This is a genomic window from Dactylosporangium sp. CA-139114 (genome assembly GCF_050955725.1).
Lineage (GTDB): Bacteria > Actinomycetota > Actinomycetes > Mycobacteriales > Micromonosporaceae > Dactylosporangium.
The window spans coordinates 6,365,053-6,385,829 of sequence record NZ_CP192080.1 but is presented as its reverse complement, the minus strand read 5'-3'; the positions used below and the strand labels follow the sequence as shown (position 1 = coordinate 6,385,829).

The window sequence follows — 20,777 nt, the reverse complement described above, 5'->3', positions numbered from 1 at the left end:
CACCTCCGCCTCATCGGACGCACTCGAGCAGCACCAGCCCGCCGTCGCCGTGCAGCGTCCGGGCGAGCGTGAGACCGGCGCCGCGGGCGAGCCGGTCGAAGTCGGCGACGCTGCGGGCCCGGCCGCCGACGGTGACGAGCATGTTCAGGTCGTAGTGCGGACCGGCGCGCAGGACTTCCACGACGAGCACCCGGCCGGCGGCCGCGGCGCAGTGGCCGAGGATGGCGCGAGCGGGCTCGTCGGGCCAGTCGGACAGCACCCGGGAGACCACCGCGACGTCCGCGGCGCACGGCAGGGGCTCGAAGAAGCTCGCGGCCGTGAACCTCGCCCGGTCGCCGACGCCCAGCTCGGCGAAGGTCGCCGCGGCCGCCGGCGCGGAGACGGGGCGATCCAGCAGTACACCCTGCAGATGCCCGTGCTTCGCCAGCACCTCGGCGAGCAGCCCGCCGTTGCCCCCGCCGACGTCCATGACCTCGCCGACCCCGGACCAGTCGTAGAGGCGGGCGACCTCGGGCGCGGTGCGCCGCTGCTCGGCCCGCATCAGCTCGTCGAAGACGCGGCGGTGGGCCGGGTTCGCGTCGGTGTCCTCCCACAGCGTGCGCCCGTGCACGGCGGCGTACCCGGGTTCGCCGGTGCGCACCGCGTGCAGCAGCCCGGCGTAGGCCAGGTCCATGCGGAAGCCGAGCCCGTCGAGGTCCAGCCACTCCCGCCGGCCGCTGCCGCACAGCAGCCGCCCCAGCTCGGTGAGCTCGAAGCGCTCCGGCTCCGGCTGGGCAAGGACGCCACGGCCGGTGAGGTAGCGCAGCAGCTGCCCGAGCGCATCGGCGTCGGTGTCCGTGGCCGCCGCGAGCTCGGCGGGCGAGCGCAGGCCGGTCGCGATCAGGTCCGGCAGCCGCAGGGTGGCCGCGACGCGGACGGCGTACGGGCCGCCCAGGTCCGCCAGGTCCCGCAGCCGCTCGGCCGGGCCGTCGGCGCTCACCATGCGATCGGGAACGCGGACAGCCCGCAGTTGATCCGCTCGTGCCGCCACGGCAGCTCGTCGATCGGCACCCCCGGCCGCAGCTTCGGGAAGCGCCGCAGCAGCGAGCCGATCGCCGTCTCGATCTCGACCCGCCCCAGCGCGGCGCCCAGGCAGAAGTGCGGGCCCACCCCGAACGTGATGTGCGGATTGGGGGACCGGTCGATGTCCAGCTCGCCCGGGCGCGGGAACTTCCCGGGGTCGCGGTTCGCCGCCCACGGCAACGGCATCACCACGTCACCCGGGCGCAGCGCGATGCCGCCGAGCTCGACGGGCGCCATGACCGTCTGTTCGAGGAACGTCGGACTGAGGGAGGTGTACCGCAGCAGCTCGTCGACGGCCGCCGGCAGCCGGGCGGGCTCGTCGCGCAGCCGCTGCAACACCTGCGGATGCTGGAACAGCGCCCGCAGGCCCGCGCTGATCGAGCCGATCTCCCGGCCGCCGACGAGCACCGTGACGGCCAGCCCGATGATCTCCTCGTCGGTCAGTGAGGGGTCCTCGGCCTGCGCCTCGGCCCACGCCGAGAGCAGGTCCGGCCCGGGCGCCGCCCGCTTCTCGGCGAGCCGCTGCCGCAGGTAGGCGCGCATCGCGATGGTGGGGTCGGCGGTCTCGGTCGCGGCGTGCGTGTTCACGGCCATGAGCGCCCGGTCCCACTCGGCGAACCGCTCGCGGTCGGCGGCCGGCACCCCGAGCAGCTCGCAGATGACGATCGCGGGCAGCGGTACCACGAGATCGGCCACGAGGTCGCCGGGGCTGCCCCGCCGCTCCATCGCGTCCAGCAGCTCGTCGGTGATCGCCTGGATGCGCGGACGGTACGCGTCGATCCGCCGCGCGGTGAAGGCGCGCCCGGCCAGGCGCCGCAGCTCGGTGTGGGCCGGGCCGTCCATGCTCAGATCGCGCACCGGGCAACCGGCCTCGGCCGCGGAGCCGGTGTCGTAGGCCCCGCCGCGGCGGCGGAACCGGATGTCGGTCATCACGGTGCTCACCTCGTCGTAGCCGAGCACCAGCCAGACCAGCCGGCCGTCGGGGAGCCGGACCCGGCTCACCTTTTCGTGCTCGACCATGCGCAGCAGCTCGCCGGGCAGATCGCCGCGAAAGACCTCGAAGGGATACTCCCGCACCCCGGGGTGCGCTGTCGCACTGTCGCTCATGGCGTCCTCGCACAGGCCTATTCGAGATGGCCGCCGTCAACGCATCGACTGACGTCAACGCAAAATGCGTCTTCGGCGCCGCCTGAGATGCACCAGAGCGTAGATGGAGAGATCGAGGTTCGTAAAGATCTCACAGCGCTATCGGGTATTCGGCAGGGAATGTCCAGAGCGGCGAATGGCGATGATTCACGGTTTTCCGGCGCCGGGTGCGGGCGATGCCTGCGCGCCGGCGTCGTGGTAGAACACGCCCGACTGGGGATGCTGTGAGATCCGCGCGAGCGCCTCGTTGACCTCGAAGGCGTACCACTCCGTGTATCCGCACGCGGTGCAGATCCACACCTCGAAGCGCCCGGCCTCGAGCCGCCGGCGCAGCTCCGCCCCGGCCGCCGCTCCGGAGTGCAGCCGGGAGATGCCCGGCAGCGGCAGGACGACGTTGCTGCTGTCGTTGTCGGGCAGCATGAAGTGGTTGACCTGCCACAGGCGCGGGCACTGGCACTTCACGCAATGACGGCTCGTACGCATGGCGTCAGGGTAGATGCCGCCTCCCGGCGCCAACGGGGCGAACGTCGACAGCCTGACCATCGGCTGAGCGGCGCCGGCGACGCGCTCAGCGCCGGACCGGGACCTCCAGCCCGGCGGCGCCGAGCACGTCGTCGGCCTCCACCTCGGCCACGGTGAGCGGGACCGGCCGGGCCCGCGGCAGGCCCCAGCCGACCACGACGGCGGCGATCGCGGCCAGGACCGCGCCGATCACGAAGACGGTCACGAACTGGGCCTCGCGGGGCAGCGGCACCGGGCCCGGGATCGGGTTGCGGGTCATCATGGTGACCACGAACGCGGTGCCCAGAGACATGCCGACCGAGCGGGCGATCGAGTTCACGCTGTTGGCGATCCCGGTCTCGGCCGGCTCGACGTGGGCGATGAGGAGCGCGGGCAGGGCCGCGTAGCCGAACGTGACCGCCGTGTTGACCACCAGGGCCCCGACGATGACCTCCCAGGTCGCCGAGTGCAGCACCGCGAGCATCGCGAAGCCGGCGCCGGCCAGGACCGCCGCGATCAGCAGCGTCGGCTTCGCGCCGAACCGGGCGACCAGCCGGCCGCCGAGCGGCGCGGTGATCACGCCGCCGGCCGTGCCCGGCAGCAGGTAGACCAGGCTGGCGGCGAGCACCGAGGCGCCGAAGCCGTAGCCGGCGACCGCGTGCGGCGTCTGCACCAGCGCGGAGACGGCCAGGAAGACGGCGAACATCGCGAAGCCGAGGAACAGGCCGGCCGCGTTGGCCACCACGATCGGGCGGTGGCTGAGCATCCGCGGGCTGACCAACGGGTGCCTGACCCGCCGCTCGAACAGCACGAAGACGGCCAGCACGACGACCGCGGCGGCCAGCGAGCCGAGCACCCGGGCCGATCCCCAGCCCCAGCCGTTGCCCTCCTCCAGCGGCAGGAGCAGCAGCACCAGGCCGAGGCCGAGCAGGACGGCGCCGGCCCAGTCGAGGCGGCCGGCCGCCGCGCCCGGACGGCGGGGCAGCCGCCAGACGCCGGCCAGGCCGAGCGCAGTCAGCGCCGTGGAGAGCCAGAACAGCTCGTGGTAGTTGCCGCCGTGGCGCATCAGCAGCCCGGTGACCACGAGGCCGAACCCGGCGCCGATCGAGAGCATGCCGCTGACCAGGGCCATCGCGCCGGTCAGCCGCTGTGGTGGCAGCTCCTCGCGGAGCACGCCGATGGCCAGGGGGAAGAGCCCGAAGGTGGCCGCCTGGGCGACCCGGCCGACGAGCAGCAGCGCAAGGCTGGAGGTGGTGGCGGCGAGCACCGAGCCGAGCAGCACCACGCTCAGCACGCCGAGCATCACCGGGCGGCGGCCGTGCAGGTCGCCGAGCCGGCCGAGCATCGGGGTGAACACCGCGGCGGCGAGCAGGTTGGCGGTCACCACCCAGCTGGCCGCGCTGGTCGAGACGCCGAGGTCGGCGCGGATGTCGGCGACGACCGGGACGACCAGGGTCTGCAGCGCCGAGACGAGCAGCACCACGTAGCAGGCGACGGGCAGTGCGAGGCGCGTTCTGAAGGTCACTGCCTGAACGTAGACGCGTCGCCCAGGATTTTCAACACGGTGTCGAAAATAAAAGCTGCGGTGTCGATTACACTCGTCGGACGGTACAGTCGACGCCGTGCCAGCCATCAAGAGCCGCCGCGCTCCCACCAAGGGCGACCAGCGGGAGCAGGCCCTGGTCGACGCCGCCCGGGACGTGTTCCGGGAGAAGTCGATCAGTCAGGTCACGATCGACGACCTGGCGGGGGCGGCCGGCATCGCGCGGTCCGGCTTCTACTTCTACTTCGAGTCCAAGCAGGCGCTGCTCGCCGCGCTCGTCGACCAGCGGCTCGCCGAGGCCGACCTGGAGATGGCCGAGTGGCTCGCCTCCGACGGGCTCGACCGGGGCGCGCTGCGCCGGGGTCTCGCCGCGGGGCTGGCCCGCTGGAAGGTCGACGGGCGCTGGCTGCGCGAGGCCTTCGTCACGCCCGACCCCGGCCCCGAGGTGCGGCACGTCCGCGACCGGCTGCTGGACGAGGGCTGCACGCAGTTCAGCAAGCGCATCGAGCGCGACGCGCGAGCGGGCCGGACGGTCGTCGGCCCGCCCGACCTGCTCGCCAAGATGGTCATGCGTCTGCGCTGCATGACGTTCGCCGACGCCTACGCCGACCCGGGCGCCTACGACGAGGACGAACTGCTCGACACGCTCACCGACGCGATCCTGCGCCTCGTCTACGGCGCAACCCCCGGCAGCGCCAAGGGCTGAGCCGGAGCCGATCGTCAGTCGTGCCGGCGGTGGGCGCTGGCGGTCCGGTGGGCCAGCCAGCCCGACATCGCGCGGACGCCGTGGGCGATGGCGCGCTCGTCCGGGTCGAACGCCCCGAAGTGCGGGTACGCCGTCTCGATCGGCGCGCCCGGGCGGTGCACGCCGAGGAACGAGTACGTGCCCGGAATCCGCCGCAGGAACAGGCCGAAGTCCTCGCCGTTGAACGGGACCGCGGCGTGCATGACCTCGACGTGGCCGTCGCCCACGCTGCGGCGCAGGTACCGCTCCACCGCCCGGGCGTCGGCCTCGGGCACGATCATCGCCGGGAACGGGTCGACCGGGTAGCTGACCGCCGCCGGGCCGGCCGCGGCGGCCAGGCGGTCGATGTCCTGGCGGATCGCCGTCCAGCGCGCCTCGGGCCAGCAGCGGTACGACACCCGAACCTGTGCCCCGTTCGCCGACGCGTTCATGAACACGAACTCGGCCAGCGGCCCGTCCGGCGTCAGCAGCTCGGCGATGAGCCGCTGCAGCTCGGCCGGGTTCGCCGGCGGGCGCACGGTGCCGAGCGCGTTGATCGCCGCGGCCAGCGAGGCCGCGCGCTCGGCGGCGCCGGCCCCCTCGACGGTCACGGTCGCGTGGTCCTGGCCCGGCATGCCGGTGCCGGGCATGACCACGAAGTCGCCGAGCGGGAACGGGCCGCAGTGCAGGGCGTGGATCTCCTGCGGGCGGGTGTGCTCGAGGACGTGGTCGGCGAGCATCGCGGCCGCGCCCGTGAGCGCCTCCTCGCCGGGCTGGAACACGAAGACGACGGTGCCCGCGAGCCGTCGGCGCCCGCGCGCCAGGGCCTCCGCGACGCCCACGCCGATCGTGGTGTGGATGTCGTGCCCGCACAGGTGCGCGGGGTCGGGTCCGCCGGCGATCTGGTCCTGGGGCGGTACCGCATCCATGTCCGCGCGATAGGCGACGGTCCGGCCCCGTCCGGCCCCGCGCAGCACGCCGACGACGCCGTGGCCGCCGACGCCGGTGGTGACGGCGAGGCCCGCCTTGCGCAGGCGGCGCGCGACCACGGCCGCGGTGTAGCGCTCCTCCCCGGCGGTCTCGGGGTGGCGGTGCAGATCGCGGCGCAGCTCGATGAGGTCGTCCGGCTCGTCCACGACGCCGAGCATAGGGACGAACGCCGATGCGGTGGTGGCCCGCAGGAGGGTGCGACGGCTGATTGGCATGCGTTCAGCCTGTCGAGTTTCGCGGCGCCGCACAGTACCGGTGGCCCCCGTCCATCGAGGAGGGTCAGCCCCACCCCTACAGTCCCGCGGCGGGCAGGCCCTCCAGCGTGAAGCGCTCCTGGAGCCAGGGCAGCAGGTACTGGTACGCCGTGATCGTGTTCGGCTGCCCGTTGTCGTGCGACAGCACGATCGAGCCCGGCCGCGTGTGTCGCTGCACCTCGTTCACCACGCGCGAGATGTGCGCCGAGGCGTTGCTGTCGTGCGTGTGCTCCCAGTCGCGCGGGTCCACGTCCCAGTAGATCGAGTCCATGCCGAGCGAGCGCGCCTTGGCCACGAGCGCGGGCGTGAAGTTGCCGCCGGGCGCGCGGAAGTACCGGATCGGCGCGTCGGCACCGACCGCCGCGTGGATCATGTCGTTGGTGTGCTTGAGGTCCCAGTCGATGTACGCGTCGTCGCGCTGGGCGAGGTTGAGCAGGTGCTGCCACGAGTGGTTGCACAGCGTGTGCCCGTCGGCGTAGATGGCCCGGACGAGGTCGGGCCGGTCGCGGACCCGGAAGCCGACCATGCAGAACGTGGCGTGGATGTGCCGCTCCCGCAGCAGAGCCAGCAGCTTCGGGGTGTTGATCGGGTCCGGCCCGTCGTCGAAGGTCAGCGCGACGGACTGGCTGCGGGTGGTGAGGAACGAGCCGACCGGCCCGTCGCCGTCGTGGAAGACCGGCGGGGCCGACGGGCTCGCCGAGGGCGTGGGGGACGGGGGCGCGGCGGCCACCGGGCTCGCGGCAGCGGCGGGGGCCGAGGGACTCGCGGCCGGGTTCACGCGGTTGCTGTCGCGGGCGGTGGTGCCCAGCAGGAGCAGTACCGCGGCGATCAGCAGGCCGGAAGTCGCAAGGCGCACACCTACCAGACGGCCGAGGGCCGCGACTGGGTTGCAGCGCGTCCGGCTGGTTGACTGACGTCGATCAAGCGATCGTCTATCGTGGACTTCGGCCAGGTTCGGGGGTTGCGTGGCGCGGCCCGAGAGATATCCTTCCGACCGGACGGTACGCTGTGTCGGCAGGAAGAGGGGAGGCCGCAGATGGCCCGTACGACGTCTCCGCGGCCGGAGTCCACCCGTCGCCGGCAGCGCTGGCCGGGCGGCTACGACCCGGAGAACACGCGCCGGTCGCTCATCGACAGCGCGCTGCAGCTCTTCGAGCGCCAGGGCTTCGACCGCACCTCGGTGCAGGAGATCGCCGACCGGGCGCAGCTGACGAAGGGTGCGTTCTACCACCACTTCGAGAGCAAGGACGACCTGCTGCGCACGATCCAGGAGGAATACCTGGAGGCGCAGCTGACCGCGATCAAGAAGATCGAGTCCGGCGGCGACGACCCGAAGACCCGCGTGTCCGAGCTGATCCGCTTCAGCCTGACCAGCGTGGCCGAATACCGCGGCCACGTCACGATTTTCTACCAGGAGCGGCGGTACCTCACCGGCGAGCTCTTCGCCGAGGTGACCCGCAAGCGTGATCTGGTCGAGGCCGCGTTCGCCGGGATGGTGGCCGACGGCGTGCAGCGGGGCGCGTTCCGGGCGGATGTCGACCCGAAGATCGCGACGTTCGGGCTCGTGGGCATGTGCGCGTGGGCGTACCAATGGCTGAACGTCAGCGGCCCGCTCAGCGTGGACGAGGTCGCCCGGCAGTTCGCCGCGATGGTGCTGCAGGGCCTGGAGGCCCCCGCCGCCTGACGCGCAGCGGTGGGCCCCGGCGCACATGATCGAGGAGACCGCGCGCCACGCCGGTCAGGCCGACGCGACGGGTCTACGGGCCGCTGACGCCGCCGGAGGCGGCCGCGACCCCCGCCGTGCTCACGCGCCGGGCGGTGGCCACGAGGCTCGCGATCGCCGGCGGCTGCGTCATCGTCCTCGCGGCCGCCGCGTCCCGGGCCGGCGACGCGGCGATCGGCGTCGCCCGGCGCAGGTGGACGATGATCGCGGGCGCCTCGCTGCGGACGGTGCTGCCCGCGGCCGCGGCCGTCGCCATCGCGTGACCCGGGCGGCCGATAAGGTTGGCCGATGACGTCGGGCAAAGCGTTCCAGGTGACCTTCGACTGTGCGGATCCCGAGCGCGTGGGCCGGTTCTGGTGTGCGGTGCTGGGCTATGAGGCACCGCCGCCGAGAGGGTTCGCTTCCTGGGACGAGTTCAACCGCTCGCGGCCGGCGGAGCGTCAGGGCGCGGGGTTCGCCTGCGTCGACCCCGCCGGTGTGGGGCCGCGGCTGTACTTCCAGCGCGTCCCCGAGGGCAAGGTCGTCAAGAACCGGGTGCACCTGGACGTGCGGGCCGGCACCGGACTCGTGGGCGCCGAGCGGCTCGCCACCCTCGAGGCCGAGTGCGCGCGGCTGGTCGCGCTCGGGGCGGTACACCAGGAAACCCTGTATGCCGACGACGACAACGAGTCGTGCATCGTGATGCGGGACGTCGAGGGCAACGAGTTCTGCCTCGACTGAGCGCCCGCACCCGTCGGCGGTCGCCTCGTCAACGTCCGGCTGCCGCGCCGGGCCAGGTCGACCTGGCCGGGCGTCGTCCAGCGCGCCGTCTCCAACACGTCGTTGCTGCCCCGCGACGCGTAGGCGTGACCTGCGGCGGCCCCGGCGAGCCCGTGCTCAGGCCAGGCCGTCCAGCGACATGATGTTGCAGACGATCACTGGTTCCGGGCGCGGTCGTAGAGCAGGCACAGCGCGCCGCTCTCGGTCGCGGTGCTGTCCGCGAGCCGCCAGGAGCCCGCCGGTGCGTCGTCGAACAGGCGGGCACCGCCGCCGACCAGCTCCGGGCAGAGCGTCACGCTGAGCCGGTCGACCTCGTCGGCGTCGAGCAGCCGCCGGATGACGCTGCTGCTGGCGAGCACGATGATGTCGCCGCCGGGCTGGTCGCGCAGCTGCCGCACGGCGGTGACCGGGTCGGTGCCGGCGAGGCGGGCGTTGTCCCACTCGACCTCGGTCAGCGTCGTGGAGAAGACGACCTTCTCGACCTCGTTGAGCCAGCGGGAGAACGTGCGGTCGTCGGCGTGCGCGTGCTCGTCGTCGGCGACGGCGGGCCAGAAGCCGGCGAAGCCCTGGTAGTTCTTGCGGCCGAGCAGCGCGGTGGTGGCCGCGCCGGTCACGCGGACCATGTGGCCGCGGGCGCCCGGGCTCACCGCGTGCGGGACGATCCAGGCCATGTCGAAGTCCCCGCCGCGGCCGGTCACGCGACCGTCGAGGGAGAGGGAGATGTTGGCGACGACGCGCCGGTGCTGTGTCATGTTCGATAGGTTCTCCCGCGAGGCGGCATCGGGTCGTCGCCAGACCTGATGACATCGGACCCGGATTTCCCGGGACGGTGGGGAGGCGGGGCATGGCGGTCGTCAGTCCGGTGCTGGTCGGGCGCGCGGCCGAGACCGCCGTGCTGCGTTCGGCGTACGAGCGGGCGCCGGCCACCGTGCTCGTCACCGGCGAGGCCGGCATCGGCAAGTCCCGCCTGGTCGGCGACGCGGTGCGGGACCTGCCCGGCGACCCGCTGGTGCTCGCCGGGGCCTGCCTGGAGCTCGGCGCCGAGGGCGCACCCTACGTGCCGTTCGTCGCCGTCGTCCGTGACCTCGTGCGCCATCTCGGCCTCGACGCCGTCCGGGCGCTGCTGCCCGCCGACGGGTCCGCCCTCGGCGACTGGCTGCCCGGCCTCGGCCCGGCGCCGGCCGGCTACGCCCGGACCCGGCTGCTGGAGGAGGTTCTCGCGCTCGCCGGTCGCGTAGCCGAGGCGCGGCCGCTCGTGCTCGTGGTCGAGGACCTGCACTGGGCCGACGCGTCCACGCGGGAGCTGTTCGCGTACCTCGCCCGCAACGCCGCCGGCTCCGTCCTGCTGGTCGGCACGTCGCGCGCCGGTGGCACCCCGGACCGGCGCCTGCTCGCCGAGCTCGGGCGCCGGCCCGACGTCGTGCGGATGCCGCTCGAGCCGCTCGCCGCGCCGCAGGTCGCCGAGCTGCTCGCGGCCATCGACGGCCGCCCGCCCGAGCCCGAGCGCGTCCGGCGCATCCACGGGCGCAGCGGCGGCAACCCGCTGTTCGTGGAGGCGCTCAGCGAGGCGGGCGAGGCCCCGGCCTCCCTGCGCGAACTGCTGCTCGCCCGCGTCGCGGACCTGCCGGAGCCCCTCGGCGAGGTGCTGTCCGCGTTGGCCGTTTCCGGCGGCGGTACCGTCGAATCGGTGCTCGAATCCGTCACCGCCCTCCCGCCCGTCCAGCTCGGCCGCGCCCTGCACGATCTCGCCGAGCGGCGCCTGGTTTCGGCGCGCGACGAGCGGTACGAAATCCGGCACGACGTTCTTCGCGAGGTGGTCCACGACGCGCTCCTGCCGGGGGAGCGGCGGCGGTTGCATCGCCGGTTCGCGGTCGCGCTGGCGGATCACGAGCCCGACGGGGCCGCGCTCGCCGAGCACTGGACCGCCGCCGGGGAGCCCGGCGCCGCCCTGCCGGCCGCGTGGCGCGCCGCCGCCCGGGCCGAGCGCCAGCATGCCCACGACGAACGGCTGCACCTGCTCGGCCTGATGCTGCGGCAGTGGGACCCCGCCGGCCCGGCCGCCACCGAGATCGGCCTCGAGCGCGGCGACGTCCTCGAGCAGGCCGCGCGGGCGGCGTTCGCGGCGGGCCGCTCCGCCCGCGGCATCGCCCTGGCCACGGACGCCCTCGACGAGCTCGACCGGGCCGCCGAGCCGGAGCGCTCGGCGCGGCTGCTCGGGCTGCGCGGGCGGCTGCGGCAGCGCGTCGACGGCACCGGCGCCGACGACCTCGCGGCCGCGGTGGCGCTCCTGCCGCCGGGCGCCTCGCCGGGCCTGCGCGCGGAGCTGCTGTCGGCCCTCGCGTTCGTGGGCATCGGCGGCAACCGGTCGGGCGAGAGCCGGGCGGCGGCCACCGAGGCCCTGCGCATCGCCGACGAGCTCGACGAGGACGCGTTGCGGGCCCCGGCCCTGCTCGTGCTGGCCACGCTGCGCGGCGACCGAGCCGACTTCGCCGCCGCCCGCCGCCTCGCCCGGCAGGCCGGCGACGAGCACACCTACCTCACGACGTTCCAGTGGGAGGCGCTCAGGCTCGGCGCCGACGGCCGGTACGCCGACGCGGCCGACCTGGCGCAGGAGGGCCGGGCGGCGGCCGAACGCCTCGGCCACGCCCGCTCCCGCGGCACCATGCTCGCCATGGCGCAGGCGGAGAACCTGGAGGCGCTGGGCCGCTGGGACGAGGCCGGGGCGATCGTCGAGGACGCGCTCGCGGAGGGGCCGCCGCCGCTGTACGCCTCGGCACTGCGCCTGGTCGCCGCCCGCATCGCCGCCGCCCGCGGCCGGACCGATCGCCTCGAGGTGCTGCTGCGCCAGCTCGTCGAGTTCGCCACGCACGCGGCCGGGGCCGAGGAGCTGAAGGCCGGCATCGCCGTCCAGCGCCTCGAGTGGGCGGCGGGCCGGGGCGAGTACGAGGCGGCCGACGATATCCTGGCCGAGCACCTCCCGGCGGCCCGGGAGTCGTGGATGCCGCCCCAGGCCGTGCGCCTCGCCGTGGCCGGCGCGCGGCTGCAGCGGGCCCGGCGCGCCGCGGCCCCGCGCAACCGCCGGGTCGCCGACGCGGTCGCGGCCCGCCTCGCCGAGCTCACCGCGCTGTCCGCGCGCGGGCTGGACGCCCATCGCCTCACCGTCGCGGCGATGACGGCCGACGAGCTGCCGGCCTGGGACCGGGCGGCCGCGGCGTGGCGGGGGCTGGGCCAGCGCTACGAGACCGCGCTGGTGCTGACCGACGCCACCGCCCGCGCGCTGGCGTCGAACAACCGGCCCGGGGCCCGTTCCCGGCTGGCCGAGGCGCGCGCGATCGCCGCCGACCTCGGCGCCGCGCCGCTGCTGGCCCGCATCGACGACCTGGCGCACTGCGGCCGGCTCGACGGCGCCGCGGCCGAGCCGGCGCCGGGCGGCTTCGGCCTGACCGGCCGCGAGCTGGACGTGCTGCGCGTGCTGGCCCGCGGCCGCTCCAACGCCGAGATCGCCGCGGAGCTGTTCGTGAGCGTGCACACGGTGAACACGCATGTCGCGCGGATCCTGGCGAAGCTCGGCGTCGCGACCCGTACCGAGGCCGCCGCCCGGGCCCTCGAACACGGGCTTCGGTGACGCTCTGCGGTGACGGTCTCAGCCGCGGCTCACGGCCGCGGGGGCTGACCGCCGGCGTCGCCGGGCGGGTCGGGCAGCAGCGGCCCGAGCGGCCCGAGATCGATGTTGAGGTCCGCGGCGGAGAGCCCGAAGTGCTCGCGCAGCTCGGTCATGCGCTCCTCGAGGGCCATGAGCGTGGCCCCGATCTCCTCGACCTGGTCATCGGTGAGGTCCCCGACGTCGATGCGGCGCAGCGCCTGGCGCTCCATCAGCTGCCGCAGCAGCTCCACGACGGTGAGCACCAGGCTCGCGAAGCCGCGCTCGACGCCTTCGCGGTCGATCTCGATCCGCTGCCGAGGGGCCGGGGCTGGGGTGCCTTCGCCTGCGCCTTCGTGTTCACCGAAGGCGGTCATGGCTGTCGTGGCGCGACGGCGTCGAGCGCGGCTTCGCTCTGCCGCGGCGTGACGGTGTCGCTCTGTCGCGGCGCGACGGTGGCGGCCGATGCGACGAGGGCGCGCAGCGAGACGTAGACCAGATCGACGCCGGCGATCGACAGGGTCACCTCGCCGGTGATGACGACGCCGGCGCCGAGGACCCGGTCGAGCAGGTCGACGAGCGACACCGGCTGGGAGCGCATGACGGAGTCCGAGGTCATGGCGGTGCCGGTTCCGTGCCGGTGAACGAGTACGGCGGCCAGGGCCCGGTGAGTTCCAAGGACAGCTCGGCGTGGCGGGCGGCCTGGGCGGCGACGAGGTCGGCGAACGGGCCGGCGCGGCCCCGGTCGACCAGGTAGGCGCCGTTGAGCACCATCGTCTCGGCGCGGCCGGTCAGCCGGTGGTCCTGGGGCGGGTGCCGCCGCGCCGCCGCGGCGTCGGCGGCGAGGGCCAGGTGCGTCGCCTCGGCCCCCTCGGCGGCGCGCTGCCGCCACACGTCGTCGGCGGCCAGCCGGGCCCGGCGGCGCTCCAGGTAGGCGGTGCCCGGGCGGCCGGCGGACGGTCCGGTGGGTTCGCCGGCCTGCGATGTGGGTGGTTCGGCGTACATCTTCACGCCCCACTCGGCCCGGCCGCCGACCCGGTCCAGGACGGCCTCGAGCTCGTCGTGGCGCTGCCGGAGCATCTCCAGGACGCCGGCGTCGTCGTGGTACACGGTGGCGAGGCGGGCCGGAACGACGGCGTGCTCGCGCGCGAGCGCGGCCACCACGGCGTGGTGGGCCCGGGCCGCCCGGTCCAGCCAGGCGAGGTCCTCGAGGTTGCGGCGCAGCGCCTCCTCGCCGAACTCGGCGAGGTCGACGGGGCAGACCGCGGCGGTGAGGGCCCCGGCCCCGACCGTGCGCACGGCGCCGCCGGCGACCCCGACGAGGCCGTCGACGGCGCCGGGCTCGAGGTCACGCGCCACGGCGTGCAGCCAGACTCCGTCACGCATCCTCGGCCTCCCTGCCGCCCTCCTCGAGCTCTGCGGTCGCGGCGCCGGGCGCGAGCGGTTTGCGGGACTGCGAGCTGAGCCACGGGTCGTGCTCCCACCAGTCGATGCCCATCTGCCGGGCCGTGTCGACCGATGCGACCACCAGCCGCAGCTTGATCGTCAGCAACTCGATGTCGAGCAGGCTGACCCGGATGTCGCCGACGATGACGATGCCGCGGTCGAGGACGCGCTCCAGGATGTCCCCGAGGTTCGCCGGCTGAGGCCCGGCGGCGGCCGGCGGGCGGGAGGCGCCGGAGGCGAGCACGGACTCCGAGCGCGGATTCTGGCGCATCTCAGCCCTCCTCCGAGTCGCCCTTGCCGCGCGAGAACCGCCGGATGCGCCGCAGCCCGGTCAGCTCACCGTCCGCGGTGACCTGGGCCCGGTAGGTCGCCAGCATGTCGCTGGACGACGGGATGCGGCGGTCCTCGATGACCTCGATCTCGACCAGCCAGCCGCCGTCGTCGGGCTCCAGGGCGGTGACGCCCGAGGGCGCCTTGCCGGTCAGCTCGGCGACGTCGCGCATGGCGGTCGCGGCGATCGTGCCCGGCGCCAGCGCCTCGCCTTCGTCGTCGTAGGTGTACCGGTCGTCGTCCTTGTCGGCCTTGTCGTCACGGGAACCACGCACGGCTCAGCCCTCCTCCTCGGGGTTGCCGACCGGCCCCAGCAGGCGGCTGATCAGCTCCTGCTGGCGCCGGTCGGCCTCCGCGGGGTCGATCCGCCCGGCGGCGCGGGCCTCGTCGATCTGCTGGATCTGGCGCCGGATCACCCCCGGGTCGAACAACTCGTGGTTGACCTGATCACGGATCAGTTCGGCGGCCCAGACCGCCACCCGCACCGGCGCGAGCGGGGCGGTCAGGATCGCGGTGATGAGGCCCATGGTCGATCTCCGCCAATCTCCGTCACTCTCCCGGGCGCAGGTCCGCGACGAAGTCGTACGGCGCGATCGGACCCAGCAGCCGGATGGTGATCTTCCCTTCCCGGTCCGCGGCCAGCTTCTCGACCGTCCGGACCAGGTCGCGTTCCCGGTCCACGCCGGTGAGCACGGCCACCGTGGCGGCCTCGTACTCACCGGTCGCCTCGCGGGTGACGACGCCGGCGGCCAGCGGCGCGACGGCCTCGACCAGCGCCCGGCCGTCCGTCTGCCGGCGCGCCTCGATGGCCTCGTTGACGGCCTGGCCGAGGGCGATCCGCTCGCCGTGGACCGCCTCGTCCGGCCGGCCGCGGACCGCCGCCTGCAACTGCTGGATCCGCGGGTTCTCCGCGAGCACGTCCTGCAGCACCGTGTCCTGCACGTACTGGGCGGAGACCACGTACTGCGCCTTGCCGTCCAGCTGCCGCAGCGCCGAGTCGAACTCGTCGTGGTGGGCCGCGAGCAGCTCGTCGACGACCGCCTCCCGGTCCGTCACCACTGCGCCGAAGCGCACCGGCAGCACCGGCACGACGGCGGCGGTCGCGTCCAGCAGCGCCTCGTGACCGAGCAGGTCGTCGGGCGTGCCGAGCGCGCGGTCGAGGTTCAGCTCGCTCACCAGGGCCCCGATCCGGCCGTGGCGCACCACCGTGACGGGGGTCGAGCTCCCGCCGACGCCGCGGGCCGCGGGGTCCGCTTCGACGTCGGCCGGGACGATGCCGTAGACGTAGACGCCGGTGACGGCCGCCATGTCAGTCTCCCTCCCGTCGCCGCCGGCGGGGCGCCCGCTCGGGCTCCTCGTCGGGTTCGAGGATGTCGCGCACCTTCTCGCCGGCCGCCTCGAGCACGCCCTGCGAGGCACCCTTCACCTTGTGCTTGGCGCCGCCCTGGGCCATGTCGCCCACGAGCTCCGGCAGCCCGGCCTTGTCCTGCGAGATGTCCAGCCGGTTGACCGCCTCGGCGAAGCGCAGATAGGTGTCGACGCTGGCCACCACGATGCGGGCGTCGATGGTCAGCAGCTCGATGCCGACGAGCGAGACCCGCACGTACGCGTCGATGACGAGCCCCTTGTCGAGGATCGTGTCGATCACCTCGGCCAGCGACGTCGAGGTCGGCCGTTCGATGCCGCCGCCACCACGTGGCTGCAAGGACGTGCTCATCGTCAACTCCTCCGATCGCCGTTGCCCGGCTCCCGCCGGGCCCGCGCGGGCCGCTCCGCCCGCCTCGCCCGCTCAGCCCGCTCGGGGCGCTCGGGGCGCTGGGGGCGCTGGGGGCGTTCCGTCCGTCGCGGCGGCCGTACGGGCGGCTTCTCCTGCTCTTCTTCGTCCCGCTCTGCTCCGGGCTCCTCTCCCTCTTCGCCCTCTTCTGCTTCCTCGGCCTCTTCGCCTTCCTCGCCTTCCTCGCCTTCCTCGGCCTCTTCGCCTTCCTCGCCCTCTTCGGCCTCTTCGCCCTCTTCGCCTTCCTCGGCCTCTTCGCCCTCTTCGCCTTCCTCGGCCTCCTCGGGCTTCTGCTCCTTGGCCTTCTCGGCTTCCTCCTCTTCGCGCAGGGCGGTCTCGTGGTCCTTCACGACCTGGCCGTCGCGGATCTCGCCGCGCCAGCCCTCGACGTCCTCCTGGTTCATGATCGTCTGCGTCATGACGTGCCGCCGGTAGTGCTTGAACTCCAACCGCGCCCGGCGGCCCTGGGCTCGCCACAGGTTCCCGGTGTGCTCGAACAGACCCTGCGGGTGGTACTCCATCGCCAGCATGATCCGCGTCAGGTTCGGCGCAAGCTCGTGGAAGGTGACCGAGCCGTCGACGTGGCCCTTGGCCCCCTTCGAACGCCAGAGGATGTTGTAGTCCGGGATCTGCTGGATGATCGTGGCCTCCCAGGTGCGGTGCGACAAGAAGATCTGGGCCTTCCAGCTGTTCTTCTCGTCCGACTGCTGTTCGACGCTCTCGACCTTCTTCATGAAGCTCGGGAACTGGGAGAACTGCGTCCACTGGTTGTAGGCGACCCGCACCGGCACGCCGACGTCCTGTGTCTCCTCGATGTTGGTGAGCTTCAGCTTCTTGGGCTTGTTGCCCCGGCCGAACAGTCCCTTGATCTTCTCCTTGATGCCGGCGAACCCGCCGGATGCCGCCGCCCGGGCCGGTGACTTGCCCTCGGCGAGCTTCTGGGCGCCGGCCGCGGCGGCCTTGATCTTGGGATCGCCCGATTGGTCGGCGAACTCGGTCAGGCGCTCCGTCACCGAGCCGACCCGCTTGCCGACCGCATCGATCGCGCGGCGCCCGGCGGCCGCCGCCAGTCGTTGCAGTTGCTCCGCCAGCAGTTGGCCGAGCTTCTCGCCGAAGCCGCTCGTGGCTCGCCCACTCGCTTGTCCAGCCATGGTCCGTTAACCCTCTCCGCGTCGGCGCACCGGCGGACGGCGACCCTGTCGCCGGCTGGCCGTCACCAGTTCCTCGTCCTCGTCCTCTTCTTCGTCCTCGTCCCCGTTCTCGTCCTCGTCGGCGTAGTCCTCCTCATCCGGCTCCTGGGCCTTCGGCCGCGGGCGGCGGGCGCCCCCGGCGGCGCGGGGCCGGCGGGCCGGGGCCTCCTCGGGCTCCTCCTCTTCCTCCTCCTCGGGCTCCGGCTCCTCGGCAACCTTGCCGGCTCGTTCGCGCAGCCGGTCGCTGAGCGAACCGATCCGGCCGGTGACCGCGGTTCTCGCGGCGTCCTTCGCGGCCGAGACCAGCGGTGCGCCCATCTCGCCGAGCTTGCCGACCTCCGGCGTCGCCTTCAGGGCGCGAAGGCCCTGGTCCAGCAGGGCGCCGGGCCGGGTGAGCCGGCCGGACATGGCGGCCGCCGCCAGTAGCAGGCCCCAGCGAAGCTTGTGCTGGCGCCCGAGCAGATAGCCGGCTCCGGCCGCCAGGGCAACCTGTGTCTTGCAGTTCATGGCCTCTCCCTCGGCGTGTGGCCGACCGGCACCTGGCCTGTACGACGCCGTCGCGGTGGACGGCCGGCGTGAAGATGAACTGACGTGTGAGCCTTACAAGAGCGGCCAGCTACCCCCAGCCCCCGGGGTGAAACCGTGAACGGTTCGCCGGCCCGGCCGCCGCCCGGCCGCCGTCCGTGTCGCGACCGGCCGGCTCGCGGGCCGCAGATCGGCTGATCGGCGCCCGTCGGTGTCCGTCCGGCTGCACCATCGAGCCGATCGGTCGATGCGATCCGGGTATCGCCTCGCCGTCGAATGGATAGTCAGTTGTCGCTGTCTGCCGGCGCGGCCGATCGGACCGGCCGGGAGGGTGCCGTGATCGACGTGATCAACGCCGCCGCCGTGGTGCGGGACGTGGCACGGTTGCATGCCGTCGTCGCCACCGGCCTGCATGCGCAACCGACGCCCTGGTGCGACCGCCTCGCCGAGCTGGCGAGCCGGATACTCCAGGTGCCGGTCGTCCTGCTCGTCCTGGTGGAGCGCAGCCGGCAGATCATGCCCGGATCGGTCGGACTGCCCGAGCCGTGGCAGCGGCGGCGGGAGACGCCGCTGACCCACTCCATCTGCCAGTACGTCGTCGGCTCCGGTCGCCTCCTCGCGACCGCCGACGTGCGCCGCGACCCGGTCCTGCACACCAGCCACGCGATCCGTGACCTCGGCGTCGTCGCCTACGCGGGCGCCCCGCTGCTCGGCCCCGGCAACCAGGTCGTGGGCACGCTGTGCGCCATCGACGTCAAGCCCCGCACGTGGACCGAGGCGGAGCTGAGCACCCTGCACCGGCTCGCGGCCCGGTGCGCGATCCGGCTCGGGGCGCCGGGCGAGGCCCGGCCGGTCGCCCCCGACAACGGTGGCGTGCTGTGGGAGCCGGCCTTCCCGCCGGCCCTGACCCTGGACCGAAGGCCACCGGCGGCCGGCGGGACCGGTGAGCTGGCCCTGGCCGGCCGCTGGAACGGCGAGCCCGTCACCGCGATCGTCCGGACCGCGGACAGCCCCGGTGCCCTGCGCCGGTTCCGTCGCCGCGCCGAGATCGCCGTGGCGATGCGCCGCGACCCGCCCCGGGTGCCGGTCGAGGAGCATCGCTGGCACGACGATCGCGTCCTCGTCGTCAGCCGGGCCGTGGGCGAACCGCTGCACCAGCGCCCCGACCGCCGCCCGCGGCTCGGCGGCGCCGACTGGGCGGCGGTCGTGCGAGCCGCGGCGCTGCTGTCGACCTGGCAGCCCCCGGCCGAGGACGCCCGGCGGTGGACCGTCGACTACACCGCCTGGATCGACCGGCACGAACGCGCGGGCCGCCTCACGCCCGACGAGGCCGGGCGGCTCACCACGCTGCTGCACCGCTGCGAGCGGGACCGGACCTTCGCGCACGGCGATCTCACCCTGCGCAACGTCATCCGGCTCCCGTCACGCCGGCTCGCGCTGACCGGCTTCGCCGACGGCGGGATGTACCTCGCCGGGCTCGACCTCGCCGCGCTCGCGCACGCGGCCCCCGACGCGGCGTGCCGCCGGGCGGTGCTGCAGCGCGCGGTCGACGCCGACATCGTCGAGCCGTTCGCGATCAACCTGCTGCTGCGCACGGCGGGCCAGGCCGCCCTCGCGCGTCCCGTGGCCTCGGCCGACCGGCTCACCGGCCTGCTCCTCGTCCGGCGCGACGCCCTTCGTCTGCTGCGCGACCTCGGCGTGTGACGTCTTCGCCGCCGCGGGCGGGGCGCCCGCGGCCCCGCCCGCCGTCGTGTCGGACATCATCGGAATTTTCCCGTTGCCGCGCCGATCGGACTTCGGCGCGGCGATCCGGTGACTACCCGTCCGGCGCCGCCGAACCTCACACCACCGGGCGATGTGACGACCCTGGCACCAGCAGGCCCGGGCTAACGGACCGCCCTTCGCCGAGCGAGCCGGTGGCGGTGGCGGTAGGCGGTCCGGCGTGTGGGTGCCGTGCTGACGAAACGCCGCCGGTCGCCGGGGTCGCGGCTACGTCGGGCCCACCTTGCATGAGCAATTCGGCCGTGTCAGCCGTTTGCCCGGGTGGCAGTCCACGGACGGTGCGCACTCATGGCGCCGATGACAGCGCACGGGATCATGACGCTGGCCCTGCACGCGGCCGCTGGCACGGAGCCTGGTCATGCAGATGGCAGGATCAGCACGAGTACGACGTGCGTAGCAACAATCCTCTGTCGGGGAGTTCGGGGGTGCAGATGACGCTGGCTGAAGTGTTTCGTCACGTCGAGACGCTGGACGGTGACCCGTGGCCGGCAGCTCACAAGCTGGCCAAGCACGAGTGGTACGGCCGGGATTTGATGGTGTACATCCTGGCCGGCCTTCGCGGGGTTGCCGCGTTCCCGCTGCTGCTGCGCGCCTTCGCCCGTCCCTGGCGGAGCGACGACCGCGACAATTTCTGCGCATGGCCGGCCGACATCATGGAGACGGACCCAGCGGCCTGCCGTCCCACCATGCGGTCGTTCATCGCTAGCGGGCATCGCGACCTGCGAAGTGCCGGGCTGTGGGCCCTCGGCTATGTCATCCAGCCCAGCGATGTGGAACTGCTGCGGCAGGCGCTGGCCGCCCCGGACCCGAAGATCCGTCGAGATGCGCTCGTCGCGCTGAACAGCCTCAAGGGTGACCGGCGCGCCTGCGAGCTGGTGCTGCCCGCCGTGAACGACCGCGTCGAGACCAGCCACTATGCTGGATGAAAATGGCTCAATGGTGACGATAAGACGGTTCGACATCGCCGATGCCCTCGCCGTGGCGGGCCTCATCGAACGCTGCCTGCGTGAGGTCAACAGTCGCGACTATCCGAGCGAGATCATCGAGCGAATGTGTGACCACTTCACCGAACAACGCATCAAGGAACTCGCCACGCAACGGCAGATGTTCGTCGCCGAAGCGAACGGGATCGCCGGCACGGTCTCTCGCGACGGCAACAAGGTCTACACCATGTTCGTGCACCCTCGGGCCGCCGGTCGCGGTATAGGACGGCTCCTCATGCGCCACATCGAGGCGCTGGCCGTGATCGACGGCTACGACTACATGGAAACCGGCGCGAGCATCACTGCGCATGACTTCTACCGCCGGCTCGGCTACATCGACGTCCGCTCCACCGAGACAGAGTTCGGCTTCAACTACGTCCTGCGCCGCGATCTGCCCTGACGGAA

General features: G+C 73.7%; 25 protein-coding genes. 7 read left to right on the top strand and 18 right to left on the bottom strand.

Features of this window, described 5'->3' with window-relative positions; genetic code table 11:
* Nucleotides 1–10 precede the first annotated feature (10 nt).
* The 4 genes from ACQP2P_RS28275 to ACQP2P_RS28260 form a co-directional block, all read right to left on the bottom strand.
* Entirely contained in the window at nucleotides 11–982 is a 972-nt protein-coding gene (locus ACQP2P_RS28275; protein WP_433605779.1) for a methyltransferase, read from the bottom strand.
* The gene (locus tag ACQP2P_RS28270) at nucleotides 976–2,169 is read right to left on the bottom strand and encodes a cytochrome P450 (RefSeq protein WP_433605777.1); all 1,194 of its coding nucleotides are present in this window, start codon (nucleotides 2,167–2,169) and stop codon (nucleotides 976–978) included. Before ACQP2P_RS28270 ends, ACQP2P_RS28275 begins: the two co-directional genes overlap by 7 nt.
* A 186-nt stretch (nucleotides 2,170–2,355) precedes the next feature.
* A complete protein-coding gene (locus ACQP2P_RS28265) occupies nucleotides 2,356–2,691 on the bottom strand; it encodes a hypothetical protein (protein ID WP_433605775.1) in 336 nt (111 codons plus the stop codon).
* 85 nt (nucleotides 2,692–2,776) lie between these two features.
* A complete protein-coding gene (locus tag ACQP2P_RS28260) occupies nucleotides 2,777–4,234 on the bottom strand; it encodes an MFS transporter (RefSeq protein WP_433605773.1) in 1,458 nt (485 codons plus the stop codon).
* 97 nt (nucleotides 4,235–4,331) lie between these two features.
* On the opposite strand from ACQP2P_RS28260, the gene ACQP2P_RS28255 reads away from it, so the two are divergent.
* The gene (locus tag ACQP2P_RS28255) at nucleotides 4,332–4,958 is read left to right on the top strand and encodes a TetR/AcrR family transcriptional regulator (protein WP_433605771.1); all 627 of its coding nucleotides are present in this window, start codon (nucleotides 4,332–4,334) and stop codon (nucleotides 4,956–4,958) included.
* Nucleotides 4,959–4,972: 14 nt separating this feature from the next.
* Here ACQP2P_RS28255 and ACQP2P_RS28250 read toward each other — a convergent pair whose 3' ends face one another.
* Both ACQP2P_RS28250 and ACQP2P_RS28245 read right to left on the bottom strand, forming a co-directional pair.
* The gene (locus tag ACQP2P_RS28250) at nucleotides 4,973–6,181 is read right to left on the bottom strand and encodes a M20 metallopeptidase family protein (protein WP_433605769.1); all 1,209 of its coding nucleotides are present in this window, start codon (nucleotides 6,179–6,181) and stop codon (nucleotides 4,973–4,975) included.
* 76 nt (nucleotides 6,182–6,257) lie between these two features.
* Nucleotides 6,258–7,076, bottom strand: coding sequence for a polysaccharide deacetylase family protein (locus tag ACQP2P_RS28245; RefSeq protein ID WP_433605767.1), 819 nt, complete (start codon nucleotides 7,074–7,076; stop codon nucleotides 6,258–6,260).
* Between the two features lie 180 nt (nucleotides 7,077–7,256).
* Here ACQP2P_RS28245 and ACQP2P_RS28240 point away from each other — a divergent pair, with 180 nt between their 5' ends.
* The gene (locus tag ACQP2P_RS28240; protein WP_433605765.1) at nucleotides 7,257–7,904 is read left to right on the top strand and encodes a TetR family transcriptional regulator; all 648 of its coding nucleotides are present in this window, start codon (nucleotides 7,257–7,259) and stop codon (nucleotides 7,902–7,904) included.
* A gap of 73 nt (nucleotides 7,905–7,977) precedes the next feature.
* Here the strand turns inward: ACQP2P_RS28240 and ACQP2P_RS28235 are convergent, their stop codons facing one another.
* Entirely contained in the window at nucleotides 7,978–8,199 is a 222-nt protein-coding gene (locus ACQP2P_RS28235) for a hypothetical protein (protein WP_433605763.1), read from the bottom strand.
* A 32-nt stretch (nucleotides 8,200–8,231) separates the two neighbouring features.
* Between ACQP2P_RS28235 and ACQP2P_RS28230 the strand changes: the two genes are divergently transcribed.
* On the top strand, nucleotides 8,232–8,663 hold the full coding sequence (locus tag ACQP2P_RS28230) for a VOC family protein (RefSeq protein WP_433605761.1): 432 nt from the start codon (nucleotides 8,232–8,234) through the stop codon (nucleotides 8,661–8,663).
* Nucleotides 8,664–8,857: 194 nt separating this feature from the next.
* On the opposite strand, the gene ACQP2P_RS28225 is transcribed toward ACQP2P_RS28230, so the two are convergent.
* Nucleotides 8,858–9,454 carry a dihydrofolate reductase family protein gene (locus ACQP2P_RS28225; RefSeq protein WP_433605759.1) on the bottom strand — a complete coding sequence of 199 codons (597 nt, stop codon included), beginning with the start codon at nucleotides 9,452–9,454 and terminating at the stop codon, nucleotides 8,858–8,860.
* A gap of 92 nt (nucleotides 9,455–9,546) precedes the next feature.
* Here ACQP2P_RS28225 and ACQP2P_RS28220 point away from each other — a divergent pair, with 92 nt between their 5' ends.
* Complete coding sequence (locus ACQP2P_RS28220; protein WP_433605757.1) at nucleotides 9,547–12,327, top strand: helix-turn-helix transcriptional regulator; 2,781 nt, start codon at nucleotides 9,547–9,549, stop codon at nucleotides 12,325–12,327.
* 29 nt (nucleotides 12,328–12,356) lie between these two features.
* Here ACQP2P_RS28220 and ACQP2P_RS28215 read toward each other — a convergent pair whose 3' ends face one another.
* From ACQP2P_RS28215 to ACQP2P_RS28170, 10 genes are read right to left on the bottom strand one after another with little or no spacing between them, the layout of a single operon-like run.
* The gene (locus tag ACQP2P_RS28215) at nucleotides 12,357–12,719 is read right to left on the bottom strand and encodes a gas vesicle protein K (protein ID WP_433605755.1); all 363 of its coding nucleotides are present in this window, start codon (nucleotides 12,717–12,719) and stop codon (nucleotides 12,357–12,359) included.
* Nucleotides 12,716–12,928 carry a gas vesicle protein gene (locus ACQP2P_RS28210; protein WP_433605753.1) on the bottom strand — a complete coding sequence of 71 codons (213 nt, stop codon included), beginning with the start codon at nucleotides 12,926–12,928 and terminating at the stop codon, nucleotides 12,716–12,718. Before ACQP2P_RS28210 ends, ACQP2P_RS28215 begins: the two co-directional genes overlap by 4 nt.
* 29 nt (nucleotides 12,929–12,957) lie before the next feature.
* Nucleotides 12,958–13,728, bottom strand: a complete 771-nt coding sequence (locus ACQP2P_RS28205; RefSeq protein WP_433605751.1) for a GvpL/GvpF family gas vesicle protein — start codon at nucleotides 13,726–13,728, stop codon at nucleotides 12,958–12,960.
* Nucleotides 13,721–14,059 carry a gas vesicle protein GvpJ gene (gvpJ, locus tag ACQP2P_RS28200; RefSeq protein WP_433605749.1) on the bottom strand — a complete coding sequence of 113 codons (339 nt, stop codon included), beginning with the start codon at nucleotides 14,057–14,059 and terminating at the stop codon, nucleotides 13,721–13,723. The genes ACQP2P_RS28205 and gvpJ (ACQP2P_RS28200) overlap by 8 nt, the downstream gene beginning before the upstream one ends.
* Nucleotide 14,060: 1 nt before the next feature.
* Nucleotides 14,061–14,393 carry a gas vesicle protein GvpO gene (gvpO, locus tag ACQP2P_RS28195; RefSeq protein ID WP_433605747.1) on the bottom strand — a complete coding sequence of 111 codons (333 nt, stop codon included), beginning with the start codon at nucleotides 14,391–14,393 and terminating at the stop codon, nucleotides 14,061–14,063.
* Nucleotides 14,394–14,396: 3 nt separating this feature from the next.
* Nucleotides 14,397–14,645, bottom strand: coding sequence for a gas vesicle protein GvpG (locus tag ACQP2P_RS28190; protein ID WP_433605745.1), 249 nt, complete (start codon nucleotides 14,643–14,645; stop codon nucleotides 14,397–14,399).
* Nucleotides 14,646–14,667: 22 nt separating this feature from the next.
* Nucleotides 14,668–15,426, bottom strand: coding sequence for a GvpL/GvpF family gas vesicle protein (locus ACQP2P_RS28185; RefSeq protein WP_433605743.1), 759 nt, complete (start codon nucleotides 15,424–15,426; stop codon nucleotides 14,668–14,670).
* Between the two features lies 1 nt (nucleotide 15,427).
* Entirely contained in the window at nucleotides 15,428–15,835 is a 408-nt protein-coding gene (gene gvpJ, locus ACQP2P_RS28180) for a gas vesicle protein GvpJ (protein WP_433605741.1), read from the bottom strand.
* A gap of 2 nt (nucleotides 15,836–15,837) precedes the next feature.
* Nucleotides 15,838–17,043 (bottom strand): SRPBCC family protein, encoded by a 1,206-nt coding sequence (locus ACQP2P_RS28175; RefSeq protein ID WP_433605739.1) that lies wholly within the window; start codon nucleotides 17,041–17,043, stop codon nucleotides 15,838–15,840.
* Between the two features lie 6 nt (nucleotides 17,044–17,049).
* On the bottom strand, nucleotides 17,050–17,589 hold the full coding sequence (locus ACQP2P_RS28170; RefSeq protein ID WP_433605737.1) for a hypothetical protein: 540 nt from the start codon (nucleotides 17,587–17,589) through the stop codon (nucleotides 17,050–17,052).
* Between the two features lie 354 nt (nucleotides 17,590–17,943).
* Between ACQP2P_RS28170 and ACQP2P_RS28165 the strand changes: the two genes are divergently transcribed.
* From ACQP2P_RS28165 to ACQP2P_RS28155, 3 genes are all read left to right on the top strand, one after another.
* Nucleotides 17,944–19,311: a GAF domain-containing protein gene (locus tag ACQP2P_RS28165; protein WP_433605735.1), complete on the top strand. Its 1,368-nt coding sequence runs from the start codon at nucleotides 17,944–17,946 to the stop codon at nucleotides 19,309–19,311.
* A gap of 503 nt (nucleotides 19,312–19,814) precedes the next feature.
* Complete coding sequence (locus ACQP2P_RS28160; RefSeq protein WP_433605733.1) at nucleotides 19,815–20,315, top strand: HEAT repeat domain-containing protein; 501 nt, start codon at nucleotides 19,815–19,817, stop codon at nucleotides 20,313–20,315.
* Entirely contained in the window at nucleotides 20,305–20,772 is a 468-nt protein-coding gene (locus tag ACQP2P_RS28155; RefSeq protein ID WP_433605731.1) for a GNAT family N-acetyltransferase, read from the top strand. The genes ACQP2P_RS28160 and ACQP2P_RS28155 overlap by 11 nt, the downstream gene beginning before the upstream one ends.
* Nucleotides 20,773–20,777 lie beyond the last annotated feature (5 nt).